The organism is Streptomyces gobitricini, from assembly GCF_039532985.1.
Classification (GTDB): Bacteria; Actinomycetota; Actinomycetes; order Streptomycetales; family Streptomycetaceae; genus Streptomyces; species Streptomyces gobitricini.
In genome coordinates this window covers 211,250-225,874 of the sequence record NZ_BAAASR010000006.1, presented here as the reverse complement: position 1 = coordinate 225,874, position 14,625 = coordinate 211,250, and the positions used below count along the sequence as shown (strand labels likewise).

The 14,625-nt window shown below is 71.8% G+C and carries 15 protein-coding genes and 1 riboswitch; of the genes, 8 read left to right on the top strand and 7 right to left on the bottom strand.

Going from position 1 to position 14,625, the window contains the following annotated elements; all coding sequences use genetic code 11:
- Positions 1 to 47 precede the first annotated feature (47 nt).
- A complete protein-coding gene (locus ABD347_RS06725) occupies positions 48 to 1,004 on the top strand; it encodes a CBM35 domain-containing protein (protein WP_344357647.1) in 957 nt (318 codons plus the stop codon).
- 340 nt (positions 1,005 to 1,344) lie between these two features.
- Positions 1,345 to 1,470: a hypothetical protein gene (locus ABD347_RS06720; RefSeq protein ID WP_344357644.1), complete on the top strand. Its 126-nt coding sequence runs from the start codon at positions 1,345 to 1,347 to the stop codon at positions 1,468 to 1,470.
- A 46-nt stretch (positions 1,471 to 1,516) separates the two neighbouring features.
- On the opposite strand, the gene ABD347_RS06715 is transcribed toward ABD347_RS06720, so the two are convergent.
- The 5 genes from ABD347_RS06715 to ABD347_RS06695 all read right to left on the bottom strand — a co-directional run bounded on the left by ABD347_RS06715 (position 1,517) and on the right by ABD347_RS06695 (position 6,512).
- Complete coding sequence (locus tag ABD347_RS06715) at positions 1,517 to 2,368, bottom strand: class II fructose-bisphosphate aldolase (RefSeq protein ID WP_344357642.1); 852 nt, start codon at positions 2,366 to 2,368, stop codon at positions 1,517 to 1,519.
- A gap of 13 nt (positions 2,369 to 2,381) precedes the next feature.
- Entirely contained in the window at positions 2,382 to 3,308 is a 927-nt protein-coding gene (locus ABD347_RS06710) for a 1-phosphofructokinase family hexose kinase (RefSeq protein ID WP_344357908.1), read from the bottom strand.
- 131 nt (positions 3,309 to 3,439) lie between these two features.
- On the bottom strand, positions 3,440 to 4,585 hold the full coding sequence (gene nagA / locus ABD347_RS06705) for an N-acetylglucosamine-6-phosphate deacetylase (protein ID WP_344357639.1): 1,146 nt from the start codon (positions 4,583 to 4,585) through the stop codon (positions 3,440 to 3,442).
- Positions 4,585 to 5,520: an ROK family protein gene (locus tag ABD347_RS06700; RefSeq protein WP_344357636.1), complete on the bottom strand. Its 936-nt coding sequence runs from the start codon at positions 5,518 to 5,520 to the stop codon at positions 4,585 to 4,587. Before ABD347_RS06700 ends, nagA begins: the two co-directional genes overlap by 1 nt.
- Before the next feature lie 89 nt (positions 5,521 to 5,609).
- Positions 5,610 to 6,512, bottom strand: a complete 903-nt coding sequence (locus ABD347_RS06695; RefSeq protein WP_344357633.1) for an SIS domain-containing protein — start codon at positions 6,510 to 6,512, stop codon at positions 5,610 to 5,612.
- 123 nt (positions 6,513 to 6,635) lie between these two features.
- On the opposite strand from ABD347_RS06695, the gene ABD347_RS06690 reads away from it, so the two are divergent.
- From ABD347_RS06690 to otsB, 3 genes are read left to right on the top strand one after another with little or no spacing between them, the layout of a single operon-like run.
- Complete coding sequence (locus ABD347_RS06690) at positions 6,636 to 7,904, top strand: extracellular solute-binding protein (protein WP_486388588.1); 1,269 nt, start codon at positions 6,636 to 6,638, stop codon at positions 7,902 to 7,904.
- 13 nt (positions 7,905 to 7,917) lie between these two features.
- Positions 7,918 to 8,244 carry a DUF3263 domain-containing protein gene (locus tag ABD347_RS06685; protein ID WP_344357630.1) on the top strand — a complete coding sequence of 109 codons (327 nt, stop codon included), beginning with the start codon at positions 7,918 to 7,920 and terminating at the stop codon, positions 8,242 to 8,244.
- Between the two features lie 44 nt (positions 8,245 to 8,288).
- On the top strand, positions 8,289 to 9,140 hold the full coding sequence (otsB, locus tag ABD347_RS06680; RefSeq protein WP_344357627.1) for a trehalose-phosphatase: 852 nt from the start codon (positions 8,289 to 8,291) through the stop codon (positions 9,138 to 9,140).
- A 228-nt stretch (positions 9,141 to 9,368) separates the two neighbouring features.
- Here the strand turns inward: otsB and ABD347_RS06675 are convergent, their stop codons facing one another.
- Together ABD347_RS06675 and ABD347_RS06670 are read right to left on the bottom strand one after the other, a co-directional pair.
- Positions 9,369 to 10,814: an alpha,alpha-trehalose-phosphate synthase (UDP-forming) gene (locus tag ABD347_RS06675; RefSeq protein ID WP_344357624.1), complete on the bottom strand. Its 1,446-nt coding sequence runs from the start codon at positions 10,812 to 10,814 to the stop codon at positions 9,369 to 9,371.
- Positions 10,815 to 10,859: 45 nt separating this feature from the next.
- Positions 10,860 to 11,804 (bottom strand): glucosyl-3-phosphoglycerate synthase, encoded by a 945-nt coding sequence (locus ABD347_RS06670; RefSeq protein ID WP_344357621.1) that lies wholly within the window; start codon positions 11,802 to 11,804, stop codon positions 10,860 to 10,862.
- 131 nt (positions 11,805 to 11,935) lie between these two features.
- Positions 11,936 to 12,079: riboswitch (SAM riboswitch) on the top strand.
- A gap of 18 nt (positions 12,080 to 12,097) precedes the next feature.
- On the opposite strand from ABD347_RS06670, the gene thrC reads away from it, so the two are divergent.
- From thrC to ABD347_RS06655, 3 genes are all read left to right on the top strand, one after another.
- Complete coding sequence (gene thrC / locus ABD347_RS06665) at positions 12,098 to 13,381, top strand: threonine synthase (protein WP_344357618.1); 1,284 nt, start codon at positions 12,098 to 12,100, stop codon at positions 13,379 to 13,381.
- 24 nt (positions 13,382 to 13,405) lie between these two features.
- Positions 13,406 to 13,684, top strand: a complete 279-nt coding sequence (locus tag ABD347_RS06660; protein ID WP_064067524.1) for a ubiquitin-like small modifier protein 1 — start codon at positions 13,406 to 13,408, stop codon at positions 13,682 to 13,684.
- Between the two features lie 409 nt (positions 13,685 to 14,093).
- A complete protein-coding gene (locus tag ABD347_RS06655; protein ID WP_008743607.1) occupies positions 14,094 to 14,300 on the top strand; it encodes a cold-shock protein in 207 nt (68 codons plus the stop codon).
- Positions 14,301 to 14,625 lie beyond the last annotated feature (325 nt).

The window sequence follows — 14,625 nt, the reverse complement described above, 5'->3', positions numbered from 1 at the left end:
CGCCCGGTCGGTGACCGCTGGCGAGCAGGAATGAGGAGTGACCAGGGATGGCTGCCGGTAACAACGGCGCGAGCACGCCCGAGGACGACGATCCGTTCGGCTACCTGTACGCGGACGGGCAGACGGCGGGCGCGCAGGCACCGCGCCAGGGCGGCGGCTACGGCTACCCGGGTCCGGCCGCTCAGCCGGGGGTGCCGAGAACCTCGTACAACCAGGTCAGGGCGGTCGGCGAGCGGCAGTACGGCGGTGCTCAGGTGCCGCCGCAGGCGCAGTACCAGCCGCAGTACGCCCAGCCGAGCCCCCAGTACGCGGCCCCCGAGACCTACCCGGGCGCCGACCGCACCCGCCCGGCGCCCCAGGCCCAGCCCCCGCAGCGCGGCGGCCCCAACACCAAGGGGCTGCTGATCGGCGCGATCGCGGTCGTCCTGGTCGTGGTGATCGGTATCACGGTCGCCGTCCTGACGAACAGCAACGCCAAGGACGACGGCAAGGGTGCCAAGGCCAACTCCTCGGGCCCCGGGGCCCAAGTCCAGCAGTCCCCGAGCCCGGACGCCTCCCAGAGTGGCAGCGATCACGAGCCCGACGCCGAACTCCCCAAGCAGGACGCGGCGACGCTCCGGCTGGGTGGGCCGGCTGTCCTGGCCAAGGACGTGAAGGGCGCGGAGGGCGTGGACGGCGCGTACGTCACCAACTTCAACGCGGTCGGCTCCTCAGTGACCTGGCACGCGGAAGTGCAGCAGGCTGGCGAGTACAAGCTGTACGTGCGTTACGCCATTCCAGCCCAAGACGCCAACGCGACACTGACCGTGAACGGCAAGGCCAACTCCAATCCACTGGGTTTGAAGAACTTCATCCACTCCACGGACCCGGACTGGGAGAAAAACTGGCAGACCACCTGGGCGCCGGTCACTCTCCAAAAGGGCGGAAACGAGCTGAAGATCTCGTGCGAGCAGGGTAACCAGTGCAATGCCATCCTGGACTGGCTCGAGGTCAAGCCCGCCTGACGTTCGTCTGCGGCAGGACGTGCGACCAGCGTTCCCTCATGATCGTATAGTCGTGGAGGACCGACTCCTTTCCGCTTGACCAGCGGAAAGGGCAAACGATCATGAATGAGGGATCGGCGTGCGCACTAGGCGTATGACGACTCTGGCCGCTGTGGCGGCTTCTTGTACGTTGCTGATAACAGCACCTTCAGCTCAGGCGAGCACGGCTGGCGCCTTTTCGAGCACTGCCTGGACGGTTCGAGCCACACCGTCAACGAGTGCCGCCGCCATAGTGCGTGTGTACCCGATGGGTAAGGGAACTCCTGACGCGGTACCTTGCTGGGACAACTGCCAGCCACGTGTGACGGGTGGAAAGTACCGTTGCACGAGCTCGGGCAAGGAGTACAAGACCTGGGCACCGCTGCGCTACAACGGCAAGAAGTACTGGGTCGCCGACCAGTGCGTGTCTTTCGGACGCATCGCCTAGGGCCTCGACGCTCCTCCGTGTGGGCGTATGACGCGGATGCGTCACGTCACGGGCTGATCACCGTCAGGAAGTGCGCCACCGTCCCCGTCATCGCCTCGCGAGCGGGGGCGAGGTATTTCCGGGGGTCCACCGTGTCGGGGTGGTCGGCGAGGTAGGCGCGTACCGCGCCGGTGAAGGCGGCGTTGAGGGCCGTGCCGATGTTGATTTTCGTCATGCCGGCGGCGATCGCGGCGCGGAGTTCGTCGTCCGGGACGCCCGACGAGCCGTGCAGGACCAGCGGGACGGGGACGGCGTCGCGGAGGGCGGTGATGAGGGTGTGGTCGAGCGTCGCCGTGCGCCGCGTCATCGCGTGGGCCGAGCCGACCGCGACCGCGAGGGCGTCGACGCCCGTGTCCGCGATGTACGCGGCGGCCTCCGCCGGGTCGGTGCGGACGCCCGGGGTGTGCGCGTCCAGCGGTGGCTCGCCGTCCTTGCCGCCGACCCGCCCCAGCTCCGCCTCGACCCAGATGCCCCGTCCGTGTCCCCACCGCACGGCCTCGGCGGTCGCCTTGACGTTGTCGCCGTAGCTCAGTTTCGACGCGTCGAACATCACGGAGCTGAAGCCCTCGGTGTGCGCGCAGCGCAGCAGGTCCGGCGAGACCACGTGGTCCAGGTGCAGGCCCAGCGGCGCGGTGGACGCGCGGGCGACGGCGGCCGAGGCGGCGGCGACGGCGGACAGCTCGCCGCCGTGGAACTTCACCGCGTTCTCGGAGATCTGGAGGATCGCCGGCCGTCCCACCCGTTCGGCGCCCCTCGCGATCGCCTCCGCGTGCTCCAGCGTGATGACGTTGAACGCGGCGACGGCGTCGTCCGCGGACCTGGCCCGTGCGATCAGTTCGCCGGTGGGAACGAGGGGCATGTGCGTACCTCCGTCAAGCGGCCGTGGCGTGCTCCGTCACCGTGATTCGGGAGAGCAGTTCCCGGTACGTCGTCATGTCGAACTCGCCCGCCGCCGGCGCCAGCACCGTGGCCGCCGACAGGGCCACCGCCCGCGCCAGCCGCTGGGGCCAGGCAATGCCCTCGACGAGGCCGTCCAGCAGGCCTGCCACCGCCGAGTCGCCCGCGCCGGTCGGGTTGCCCTTCACCGCCTCCGGCGGGGCGGCCTGCCAGATGCCGTCCGGGGTCACCGCCAGCAGCCCGTCCGGTCCGAGCGAGGCGACCACGGCGTGGGCGCCCCGGCGGCGGGCGTCGCGCGTGGCGCGCAGCGGCTCCCGGGCGCCGGTGAGCCGGGCCAGCTCGTCGGCGTTGGGCTTGACCAGGTCGGGCCGGGCGGCGATGCCCCGGCGCAGCGGCTCGCCGCTGGTGTCCAGCACCACGGGGACCGACGCGGCCCGGGCGCGGCGCACCAGGTCCGCGTACGCCCCGACGTGGATGCCGGGCGGCAGGCTGCCGCACAGGGCGACGGCGTCGGCCTCGCGCACCAGCTCGTCGTAGGCGCCGAGGAAGGCCGACCACTCGGCGGGCGTGATGGCCGGGCCGGGCTCGTTGAGCTGCGTGGTGTCGCCGGTCGACGCGTCCACGACGGCGACGGTGCGGCGCGTGGTGCCGGCGGCCGGGACGAGCGCGTCACGCACGGGCAGCGGCGCCAGCAGGCCGCGCAGTACGTCGCCGGTGGGGCCGCCCGCGAAGCCGGTGACCACGGTGTCGTGGCCCAGGGCGGCGAGGACGCGGGCGACGTTGACGCCCTTGCCGCCGGGCCGTTCGGCGACGTCGGTGACGCGGTGCGAGGCGTGCGGGGTGAGCGCGTCCACCCGGTAGGTGATGTCGAGCGCGGTGTTGAGCGTGACCGTCAGGATCACCCGTGACACCCCCGATGCGTACGCGCTCGCTTCCGCCTCGTGCTCGAAGCCTCCGGGACCTGATCATGCCAAACCGAAGGCGGTTGGCCCAGCCCCCCGGCCCAACCGCCTTGCGGCCATTCGGCGAGAAATCAGCCGAGTTGGGGCTCAACCACCCATTCGCCCCTGCGCATGACGCCCACCAGGGTGAATGCCGCGTCCAGCACCACCAGATCGGCGTCCTTGCCGGGTTCGAGGGAGCCGACCCGGTCGTACACGCCGAGCAGCTTCGCCGGGTTGGCCGAGACGGCGCGCACGATGGCTTCGACGGGCAGCCGGTCGACGGTGGCCGCCCGTTTGAACGCGGTGTCGAGCGTGAGGGTGGAGCCCGCGATCGAGCCGCCCTCCGCCAGCCGGGCGACGCCCTCGCGCACCTCCACCTCCAGCGGGCCGAGGTGGTAGACGCCGTCGCCGAAGCCCGCCGCGTCCATCGCGTCCGTGATGAACGCGACGCGGTCCGGGCCCGCGTGATGGAACGCCAGTTCCAGGGCGGCCGGGTGCAGGTGGGTGCCGTCGTTGATCAGCTCGACGGTGACCCGCTCGTCCTCCAGCAGCGCGGCGATCGGGCCGGGCGCGCGGTGGCCCAGGGCGGGCATCGCGTTGAAGAGGTGGGTGGCGACGGTGGCGCCCGCGTCGATGGCCGCGACCGTCTGCTCGTACGTGGCGTCCGTGTGCCCGATCGCGGCGATGACGCCGTGCTCGACCAGCAGGCGCACGGAGTCGAGGCCGCCGGGCAGCTCGGTGGCGAGGGTGACCATCCTGGCGTGCCCGCGCGCCGCGTCGACCAGCTTGCGCACCTCGGCCGGGTCCGGGTCGCGCAGCAGGTCCTCGCTGTGGGCGCCCTTGCGGCACGGCGAGATGAACGGCCCCTCGAAGTGGACGCCCGCGATGTCGCCCTGCTCGGCGAGCTCCGACAGCTCCCCGGCACGGTGCGCGAGGAAGTCCATCTCGCCGGTGACGGTGGAGGCGACGACGGTGGTGGTGCCGTGCAGCCGGTGCGTGTGGACGCCCTTCAGGACCTCCTCGACGGTGCCGGAGGTGAAGGAGGCGCCGCCGCCGCCGTGGTTGTGCATGTCGACGAAGCCGGGCACGACCCAGTGCCCGGTGAGGTCGACGGAGGGGGCGTCCGCCGGGGCGTGGCCCGCGATACGGCCGTTTTCGACGATCACCCGCCCGTTGTCCACGATCCCGGTCGGCAGCACCACGCGGGCGCCGGCGAGAACCTTGTGATCGGCCATCAGGCGGATACCTCCGAACTGGCGAGTAGGTCCCAGGCGAGGAGGCCCGCGCCCAGGCATCCGGCGGTGTCCCCGAGGGCCGCCGGCACGATGGCGGGCAGCTTCTGGAACGTCACGCGCTCCTCGACGGCCGCCCGGAGGGGTGTGAACAACGTTTCCCCGGCCTCGGCGAGACCGCCACCGATGATCAGCGTGCGGGGGTCCAGCAGGGTGAGCGCGGTGACCAGCCCGTCGGCGAGCGCGTCGACGGCGTCCCGCCACACCCGTACGGCACGCTCGTCGCCCGACGCGACGGCCTTGGCGCAGTCCGCCGCGTCCGCCTCCGGGTCGCCGCTCGCCGCCGCCCAGGCCCGCGACACCGCCGAGGCCGAGGCGAGCGTCTCCAGGCAGCCGCGCTGCCCGCAGCCGCACTCCGGCCCGCCGGGGCGCACCACGATGTGGCCGATCTCGCCCGCGTACCCGTGGGCGCCCGCCTCGATGGCGCCGCCGATGCCGATGGCGCCCGCGATGCCGGTGCCCAGCGGCACGAACAGGAACCGGTCGGCGCCCCGGCCCGCGCCCACGCGGCCCTCGGCAAGCCCGCCGGTGCGGACGTCGTGCCCCAGGGCGACCGGCAGGCCGCCGAGCCGCTGGGCGAGCAGGGCGCGCAGCGGGACGTCCCGCCAGCCGAGGTTGGCGGCGTACACGGCGAGGCCCCGGTCGGGGTCGACGATGCCGGGCACGGCGACACCGGCCGCGAGGGCCCCGGTGCCGTACCGCTCGCGGCCGAGGCCGTGCAGCTCGGCGGCGAAGCCGAGGATGGACTCCACGACCGCGTCGGGGCCGCGCTCACGGCCGGTCGCGCGGCGCGCCTCGTACAGCAGGGCCCCGTCGGCTCCGACCAGGGCGGCCTTCATCCCGGTGCCGCCCACATCCAGGGCGATGACGTGTCTCACGGGAGACAGTGTCGCTCGTGAACCCGTGAAAGGTCTAGTCCACTCGCGTGGATTGTTGTCCGCGCATACAAAACGCCGTCATGGACGTCTCACGACGGCAGGATCACGCTGCGCGTCAGGTTGCGCGGCCGGTCCGGGTCGTACCCCTTCGCCTCCGCGACCGCCACCGCCAGCCGCTGCGCCCGGACCAGATCCGCCATCGGGTCCGCCGACGGCTGCGCGTACAGCGTCCCGCCGACCCGCGCCACCTCCTCCGCCAGACCCTCCGGCGGAGCGCCGAACACCCACGTCACCCGGCCCGGACCGGTGATCGAGATGGGGCCGTGCCGGTACTCCATCGCGGGGTACGCCTCCGTCCACGCGCCCGCCGCCTCCCGCATCTTCAGCCCCGCCTCCAGGGCCAGCCCGTAGGCCCACCCCCGGCCCAGGAACGTCCACTGCTCCGCTCCCACCACGGCCTCCGGCAACGGCTCCGCCACCGCCGGCTCCGCGTCCGCCGCCGCCTCGGCCACCGGCTTCACCCCGGGCACGTCGCCCAGGGCCGCCCGCAGGAACGCCAGCGCCGTCGTCGCGAACCGGGTCTGCACCACCGACTCCTCGTCCGCCCAGTCCAGCGCCGCGACCGCGTCCGCCACGTCCATGACCGGCGTCTTCGGATCGGCCGTCAGCGCCAGCACCGGCACCCCCCGGCCGCGCAGCGTGCCCAGCAGATCCAGCACCTCCGTGGTCGTACCCGAACGGGTGATCGCCACCACCCGGTCGTACGTACGGGAGGACGGGAACTCCGACGACGGGAACGCGTCCGTCTCGCCCTGACCCGCCGCCTCCCGCAGCGCCGCGTACGCGATGGCCATGAACCAGGACGTCCCGCAGCCGGTCACCGCGACCCGCTCACCGGGCCGTGGCAGTCCCTCGCCGAACGACGCGGCCGCCTCGGCGGCCCGGCGCCAGCAGGCGGGCTGGGTGGCGATCTCTGCTGCGGTACGTGACATACGCGGTGTGCTCCTACGGCTGCGCGGAGGTGGTTGTGGCCAAGCGATACCCAGGTGGTGTAGACCTCATCCCCGCTGTGGGAAAATCACAGCGCAGGCAGGAAACCAAGGTGGGGAAGAGTTGTGCAGCGCCGCTACACAGGACTGACCGCGGCGATGGCCGCACTGGGCATGGCGGCGACGCTGGCCGGCTGCGGAGCCGGCGAGGACGCCGACGGCGTGACCCTCAAGCTCGTCGCCGCCGACTACGGCAGCAACGACGCCAACAGCTCCCAGAAGTACTGGGACGACGTGGCCCGCTCCTTCGAGAAGACGCACCCCGGCATCGCCGTGGACGTCGACGTCATGTCCTGGAAGGACGTCGACCGGGAAGTCGCCGACATGGTCAGGAACGGCGAGGCGCCCGACCTCGCGCAGATCGGCGCCTACGCGGACCACGCCGCCGAGGACCGGCTCTACAAGGCCGAGGACCTCCTCCCCATCCCCACCCAGGCCAACTTCCTGCCCCTCCTCGCCCGCGCCGGACAGGTCGAGCGGGCCCAGTACGGCATGCCCTTCGCGGCCAGCACCCGCCTGCTCTTCTACAACAAGGGCCTGTTCGAGAAGGCCGGCGCCACACCGCCGAAGACCTGGGACGACATCCGCACCGCCGCCGAGAAGCTCAAGGGCGAGGGCGTGAAGTACCCCTTCGCCCTGCCGCTCGGCTCCGAGGAGTCCCAGGCCGAGACCATGATGTGGATGCTGGCCGGCGGCGGCGGTTACCGCGACCCCGGCAACATCTCGTACGACATCGACTCCAACGAGAACGTCGCCTCCTTCACCTGGCTGAAGAACAACCTCGTCGGCAAGGGCCTGACCGGTCCCGTCGCCCCCGGCGAACTCGACCGGCAGGAGGCGTTCGACGCCTTCGTCCAGGGGGACGTCGGCATGCTCAACGGCCACCCCACGCTGATGGACGCCGCCGAGAAGGCCGGCGTGGACGTCGGCAAGGTGCCGCTGCCGAGCCCCGACGGCGAGGGCCGGCCGGCGATGGGCGTCGCCGACTGGATGATGGCGTTCAAGCAGAACGGCCACCGCAAGGAGATCGGCGCGTTCCTGAAGTACGTGTACGAGGACAAGAACGTGCTCGCCTTCTCCGACCGGTACGACATCCTCCCGGTCACCTCCACCGCCACCACCGCCATGCGCCAGGACCCCAAGCACCGGGAGCTGTGGCCGTTCCTGGAGGAACTGCCCACGTCCGAGCTCTACCCCGTCGGCCACACCTCGTGGGCGAAGGTGAGCGAGAGCGTCAAGAAGAACATCGGCAAGGCCGTCGCACCGGGCGGCGACCCCGACGCCGTGCTGTCGGACATCGCGCGCGACGCCAGGGACGCGGAGGCGGCCGAGTAACTATGTTGCTCATATGACCGCCTCTCCTCGCCCGACGGGCCCGGCCCCGGACCAGAGCCCCGGCCCGGGCCCCGGCCCCCACCCGGACCAGGGCTCCGGCCGGGACCTGACCGACCGGGACCTGACCGACCGGGACCGCGCCGTCCTCGCCATGGAACGGCGCTCCTGGCCCGGGCCCGGCGCCAAGGAACGCGCGATACGCGAACAGCTGGGCCTCTCGCCCACCCGCTACTACCAGCTGCTCAACGCTCTCCTCGACGACCCCGGGGCCCTCGCCCACGACCCCGTCACCGTCAACCGGCTGCGGCGGCTGCGCGCGTCGCGGGAGGCTCGGCGGTAGTGGCGGCAGGTGTGCGCGGGCGGGGCCCTGGATAGGTTCGGGGCATGGGCACCCAACCGGATTCCTTGCCGCGTCCCGCCACACCCGCCGGCCGCGACGGCCTGGCGGCGTTCCTGGCCCGCCCCGAGCGGGCGGTCGTCGCGCTCGACTTCGACGGCACCCTCGCCGACATCGTGGACGACCCCCAGCAGGCCCGGGCCCACCCCGGAGCCGTCCCCGCCATCGCCTCGCTCGCCCCGCGCGTCGCGTCCGTGGTGGTCATCACCGGCCGCCCGGCCGGAGTGGCGGTGCGCAACGGCGGCTTCGCCGGGGTGCCGGGCCTGGAGCAGCTGGTGGTCCTCGGCCACTACGGCGCCGAACGGTGGGACGCCGTCACCGGCACCGTCCAGGCCGCCCCCGAGCACCCGGGCGTCGCGGCCGTCCGCGCCGAGCTGCCCGGGTTCCTCGACCGGGCGGGCGCCTGGCGCGGCACGTGGATCGAGGAGAAGGGCCGCGCGGTGGCCGTCCACACCCGGCGCGCGGAGGACCCGCAAGCGGCGTTCGACGCCCTGCGCGCCCCGCTGGCCGGACTCGCCGCCCGCCACGGCCTCGTCCTCGAACCCGGCCGCATGGTCCTGGAACTGCGCCCCCCGGGCGTGGACAAGGGCGTGGCGCTGACGGAGTACGTGCGGGAGGTCGGCGCGGAGGTGGTGGTGTACGCGGGTGACGACCTGGGCGACCTGCCCGCGTTCGCCGCGGTCGAGAAGCTCCGCTCCGACGGGCTGCCGGGTCTGCTGGTGTGCAGCGGCAGCGACGAAGTCGCGGAGGTGGCCCAGCGCGCCGACCTCCAGGTCCCGGGGCCCGCGGGGGTGGCGCGGTTCCTCTCCGCCCTGGCCACCGCGACGGCCGGCGCCTGAGCGGCTGCGCGGTGCGGTGCCCCTGGCGGGGTACGGCGCCTTGCCGGTGCCGGTGCCGGTTGCCTGTCCGGGCCCCTGGTGGCCGGTGCGGCGTCTGCCGGTTCCCCTGGCCGGTGCCCGGTCGCCTGCCGGTGGGTGGTGGGGTGTGGCCGGAGGGGCCCCGACCCTTGCCCACCGGCAGCAACCGAACCGGTCACGCGCCGCACGGCAGGCGGCCGGGCCCCGGGGTCAGAGCGGGCGCAGGGCGTTGAGCTGGTCGAGGAACCAGCGGGCCGGGGGCAGGGACGTCGCGGCCGAGGCGAGGCGCTTGGTGCGGTCCGCGCGCTCGGCGGGGGGCATGGACAGCGCCTCGTGCAGGGCGTCCGCCGTGCCGGTCACGTCGTACGGGTTCACCGTGATCGCGTCGTCGCGCAGCTCCTCGTACGCGCCCGCCTCCCGGGACAGCACCAGCGCGCAGCCCGCGTCGGAGACGACCGGGACCTCCTTGGCGACGAGGTTCATGCCGTCCCGGATCGGGTTGACCAGCGCCACGTCCGCCAGGCGGTACGCCGCCAGCGAGCGGGCGAAGTCGTCCTCGACGTGGAGGATCACCGGGGTCCAGCCGTCACGGCCGTACTCCGCGTTGATCTCGTCCGCGAGGCGGGAGACCTGAGCGGTGTACTCGCGGTAGACGGGAAGGTCCTGGCGGGAGGGGTACGCGAAGGCGAGGTGCACGACCCGTTCGTGCCACTCGGGGCGCTCGGCCAGCAGGTGCCGGTAGGCCAGGAGGCCACGGACGATGTTCTTGGAGAGTTCCGTGCGGTCGACGCGGACGATCGTCCTGCGGTCCGGGCCGATCTGTTCGCGCAGCATCGCGATCCGGTCCTCCACGTCCGGGCGGTGCGACCGCTCGCGGAGGAAGTCGCCGTCCGCGCCCAGCCCGTGCACGCCCAGGTGCGTCTGGTGGGGCTTCCCGTGCGACCAGAACTGCACGCTCGGCGACTGGTCCTTGGGCCAGTGCGTCGTCACGTCCATGTCCCGCAGGGACTTCGCACAGCAGGCCTGGAAGGCCTTCAGCCAGCGCCAGGTCAGGAAGCCGAGCCGGTCCGCGCCGAGCATGCCGAGGAGGAGCTCCTCGGCGATGTCGTCCGGCAGCATCGCGAAGTACTCCGGCGGCGCCCACGGCGTGTGCGAGAAGTGCCCGATGCGCAGGTCGGGGCGGAGCTCGCGGAGCATGCCGGGGACGAGCGCCAGGTGGTAGTCCTGGACGATCACGACCGCGCCGTCCCCCGCCTCCTCGGCGAGGGCCTCGGCGAAGGCGCGGTTGTAGAGGCGGTACGACGCCCACTGGCGGCGGAACCCGGCGTCGAAGACCGGCTCCAGCGGCGTCTGGTACAGCATGTGGTTCACGAACCACAGCACGGAGTTGGCGATGCCGTTGTACGCGTCCGCGTGCACGGCCGCGTCGATGTCCAGCATCTTCACGCCCGGCTCGGCCGCCACACCCTGCCGCACCGCCTGCCGGTCACCGTCGCTCAGTGCCGCGCACACCCACAGGGCGCCCGCGTCCGGCCCGATCGCGGACAGTCCCGACACCAGTCCGCCCCCGCCGCGCCGGGCGTCGAACGTCCCGTCCTCACGAGGCACGTAGCTGACCGGACCGCGGTTCGAGGCGACAAGAATCTGGGCTGCCATGGAGACGAACCTAGCCCGTTGTGCAAACGCTCAAACGTACGGCCCTCACGCCACGCGGCGGCGCCGCGCGTACTCGGCCACCTCGATCATCGGCGGGCGTTCCTCGGTGTCGACGTCGTGCGTACGCGGTATGAAGCCGTCGTCCCCGCGGTCGAACTGGGTCAGCCGCGGCCGCACCAGGTGCCCTCGTGACAGCCGCAGCTGCGCCGTCCGGTAGATCGCCGCCGCCATCCGGCCCAGCGCCCGTTCGTCCTGGTGCCGGTGCTTGCGCACCCCCACGTCCACCTGGGCCAGGGCGTCGAGCCCCACGGTGTGCAGGGCGTCCACGAGAAGGCCGAGTTCCACCCCGTAGCCCACGGGGAAGGGGAGCCGTTCCAGCAGGGAGCGGCGCGCCGCGTACTCGCCGCCCAGCGGCTGCACGAAACCGGCCAGCTGCGGCCAGTGCAGGTTCAGCAGCGGCCGTGCCACCAGCTCGGTCACCCGCCCGCCCTGGCCGGCGACCCCGCCGAGGGGCCGGTCGTACATCGCCTTGACGAAATGGACGGACGGGTCGGTGAGGAGGGGGCCGACGATCCCGGTCACGAAATCGGCCGAGAAGTCGCGCAGGTCGGCGTCGACGAAGCAGACGATGTCGCCGCTCGTCGCCAGGAGCGAGCGCCACAGCACCTCGCCCTTGCCGGGGACGGCGGGTACGCGGGGGAGGATCGCGTCCCGGTGCACCACGCGCGCCCCGGCCGCGGCGGCGACCTCGGAGGTACGGTCGGTGGAGCCCGAGTCGATCACCACGAGTTCGTCCACGAGCGGGGCGGAGCCGGACATCAGCTCGCGGCGGATCACGGTGACGATCGCGCCGACCGTCGCCTCCTCGTTCAGCGCCGGCAGGACGACACTGACCGTCGTACCGCGCTTGGCCGCGAGCAGCCGGTCGAGCGGTCGGTCGGCCACGGACCAGGACCGCCGCTCGAGCCAGCGCTCCACCTCTTCCAGCACGTGATCTCCATCTCGCGTATCGGACGACCGTCTCAAGCGTCCAGGGGTTCGGTTACAGTCTTGAGCAACGCGGATGACCGTCGCATGTCGGGTCCCCACGTTGGTGAACAAGCACCGCCACAATCGAATACCGCTCATCCAGAGGGGCAGAGGGACACGGCCCGTTGAAGCCCCGGCAACCCTCCAGCCGGCACTCGCAAGCATCGCGCGAGGCCCCGGCTAGGGAAGGTGCCAAATCCGTCTCATGGCGAAGTGCGCCATGAGGAAGATGAGGAGAAAGGGCCTCGCCTCCAATGGCTGTACAGACTGTCGCCACCGCCAAGAACGTCGACCTCGGGCCTGCTTCCGCCCTCTCCTGCCGCGAATGCGGCGAGCGTTTCGAGCTCGGCCCCATTTTCGCCTGTGAGCTGTGTTTCGGGCCTCTGGAGATCGCCTACGACCTGCCGGTGGGCGACCCCGAGGCGCTGCGCGAGCGGATCGAGGCCGGACCCGCGAACATCTGGCGGTACGCGCCGCTGCTGCCCGTCCCGGCGGACGTGGCGGACAAGCCGAACCTGAACCCCGGCTGGACCAAGCTCGTCCGGGCCGACAACCTCGCCCGTGAGCTGGGCGTCGAGCCGGGCAAGCTGTTCGTCAAGGACGACTCCGGCAACCCGACGCACTCCTTCAAGGACCGCGTCGTCGCCCAGGCCCTGGAGGCCGCCCGCGCCTTCGGTTTCACCACCCTGTCCTGTTCCTCCACCGGCAACCTGGCGGGTGCCGTCGGTGCCGCCGCCGCCCGTGCCGGCTTCCGGTCCTGCGTGTTCATCCCGCACGACCTGGAGCAGGGCAAGGTCGTCATGGCCGCCGTCTACGGCGGTGACCTCGTCGGCATCGAGGGCAACTACGACGACGTGAACCGCTTCTGCTCCGAGCTCATCGGCGACCCGCTGGGCGAGGGCTGGGGCTTCGTGAACGTCAACCTGCGGCCGTACTACGCGGAGGGTTCGAAGACCCTCGCGTACGAGATCTGCGAGCAGCTGGGGTGGAAGCTGCCCGACCAGCTGGTGATCCCGATCGCCTCCGGCTCGCAGCTCACGAAGATCGACAAGGGGCTCCAGGAGCTCATCAAGCTGGGTCTGGTCGAGGACAAGCCGTACAAGATCTTCGGCGCGCAGGCGGAGGGCTGCTCCCCGGTGTCGACGGCCTTCAAGGCCGGTCATGACGTCGTACGGCCCCAGAAGCCGGACACGATCGCCAAGTCGCTCGCCATCGGCAACCCGGCCGACGGTCCGTACGTCCTGGACATCGCCCGCCGCACCGGCGGCGCGGTGGAGGACGTCGACGACACACAGGTGGTCGACGCGATCAAGCTGCTGGCCCGTACGGAGGGCATCTTCGCCGAGACGGCGGGCGGGGTCACCGTGGGCGTGACGAAGAAGCTGATCGAGGCGGGCGTGCTCGACCCGTCGCTGACCACGGTCGTGCTCAACACGGGCGACGGCCTGAAGACCCTCGACGCGGTGGCCCCGACCACCGGCCCGACCGCGACCATCCGCCCGAGCCTGGACGCGTTCCGCGCCGCCGGCCTGGCCTGAACGACCGAAAGGCAGCACCACGACATGAGCGTCAACGTCCGCATCCCCACCATTCTCCGTACGTACACGGGCGGCCAGGCCGAGGTCACGGCCGAGGGCGCGACCCTCTCCGAGGTCATCGAGTCCCTGGAGAAGAACCACCCGGGCATCGCCGCCCGCGTCCTGGACGACCAGGGCAAGCTGCGCCGCTTCGTGAACGTGTACGTCAACGACGACGACGTGCGCTTCGAGGACGGTCTGGGGACCGCCACGCCCGACGGTGCCGGCGTCTCGATCATTCCGGCCGTCGCGGGCGGCTGCTGACGCACGCGGTGTTACCGGAATTGCCCCCTCCGCGAGAGAAGCGGAGGGGGCAATTCTGCATGGTTGAGCGCGGTAGAGTTGGGGAAGCCCCCGCCGCTGCCTGTGCCGCACGCATATGAGAAAGTGCGCGGCCGCGACAAGATGCAGTCAATGTCCCCTTGCGAGTTGCGCCATTTGCGCACTTTGCCGGGCCCGACTTGCCCGGGATTCTGGGCCCTTCGGTCATATTTTCCGTTCACCCGTGCTCGGATTTCTCGTCCGATTGACCTGTTGCAGACGGCAGTTGGGCAGATACATTCAGCGGCGGTCGACGCGTTACGGCGCACGCTCACACCTGTCAGTGGGTGAGGTCTGACCCGGGTCCGCGAAGTGCGGTCCTGTGCAAGGGCCAGTAATAGGGGAGTTAGGCATGGCTCAGGGCACCGTCAAGTGGTTCAACGCGGAGAAGGGGTACGGCTTCATCGCGGTCGACGGTGGTGCGGATGTTTTCGTCCACTACAGCGCGATCCAGATGGACGGCTACCGCACCCTCGAAGAAGGTCAGCGAGTCGAGTTCGAGATCTCGCAGGGCCAGAAGGGTCCGCAGGCGGACATGGTCAAGCTCGCCGCCGGCTGAGAGCCGCGTCGCGATCGACCGACCATCGACTGTCGACATCGCAAGTGCCGAGGGGCCCGCGTTCCAGGGGACGCGGGCCCCTCGCGCATGTCCGGACGGGGGTCGGGCGGCCGTCCGGACGGCATTCCGGGGCGCCACGGTGGTGGTCCCGTGGCGGTCCAGTGGTGGTCCGGCGATGGTCCGGTGGTGGCCCGGCGGCGGTCCTTCGGCGGCCCGGCGACGTCCCGGATCTGCCGGAGGCGCTTGCACTCGCATGGGTCGAGTGCTAATCATTGGCGTTAGCACTCTGAAGGTGAGAGTGACAACGAAGGACCGGGTCGGTGAG

What these genes read in the sequence shown, in the direction of transcription:
- ABD347_RS06725 (WP_344357647.1), top strand. Translation starts at nt 48, where the DNA reads ATGGCTGCCGGTAACAACGGCGCGAGCACGCCCGAGGACGACGATCCG.
- ABD347_RS06715 (WP_344357642.1), bottom strand. Translation starts at nt 2,368, where the DNA reads ATGCCCCTCGTTCCCACCGGCGAACTGATCGCACGGGCCAGGTCCGCG.
- nagA (WP_344357639.1), bottom strand. Translation starts at nt 4,585, where the DNA reads ATGGCCGATCACAAGGTTCTCGCCGGCGCCCGCGTGGTGCTGCCGACC.
- ABD347_RS06695 (WP_344357633.1), bottom strand. Translation starts at nt 6,512, where the DNA reads ATGTCACGTACCGCAGCAGAGATCGCCACCCAGCCCGCCTGCTGGCGC.
- ABD347_RS06685 (WP_344357630.1), top strand. Translation starts at nt 7,918, where the DNA reads ATGACCGCCTCTCCTCGCCCGACGGGCCCGGCCCCGGACCAGAGCCCC.
- otsB (WP_344357627.1), top strand. Translation starts at nt 8,289, where the DNA reads ATGGGCACCCAACCGGATTCCTTGCCGCGTCCCGCCACACCCGCCGGC.
- ABD347_RS06675 (WP_344357624.1), bottom strand. Translation starts at nt 10,814, where the DNA reads ATGGCAGCCCAGATTCTTGTCGCCTCGAACCGCGGTCCGGTCAGCTAC.
- thrC (WP_344357618.1), top strand. Translation starts at nt 12,098, where the DNA reads ATGGCTGTACAGACTGTCGCCACCGCCAAGAACGTCGACCTCGGGCCT.
- ABD347_RS06660 (WP_064067524.1), top strand. Translation starts at nt 13,406, where the DNA reads ATGAGCGTCAACGTCCGCATCCCCACCATTCTCCGTACGTACACGGGC.
- ABD347_RS06655 (WP_008743607.1), top strand. Translation starts at nt 14,094, where the DNA reads ATGGCTCAGGGCACCGTCAAGTGGTTCAACGCGGAGAAGGGGTACGGC.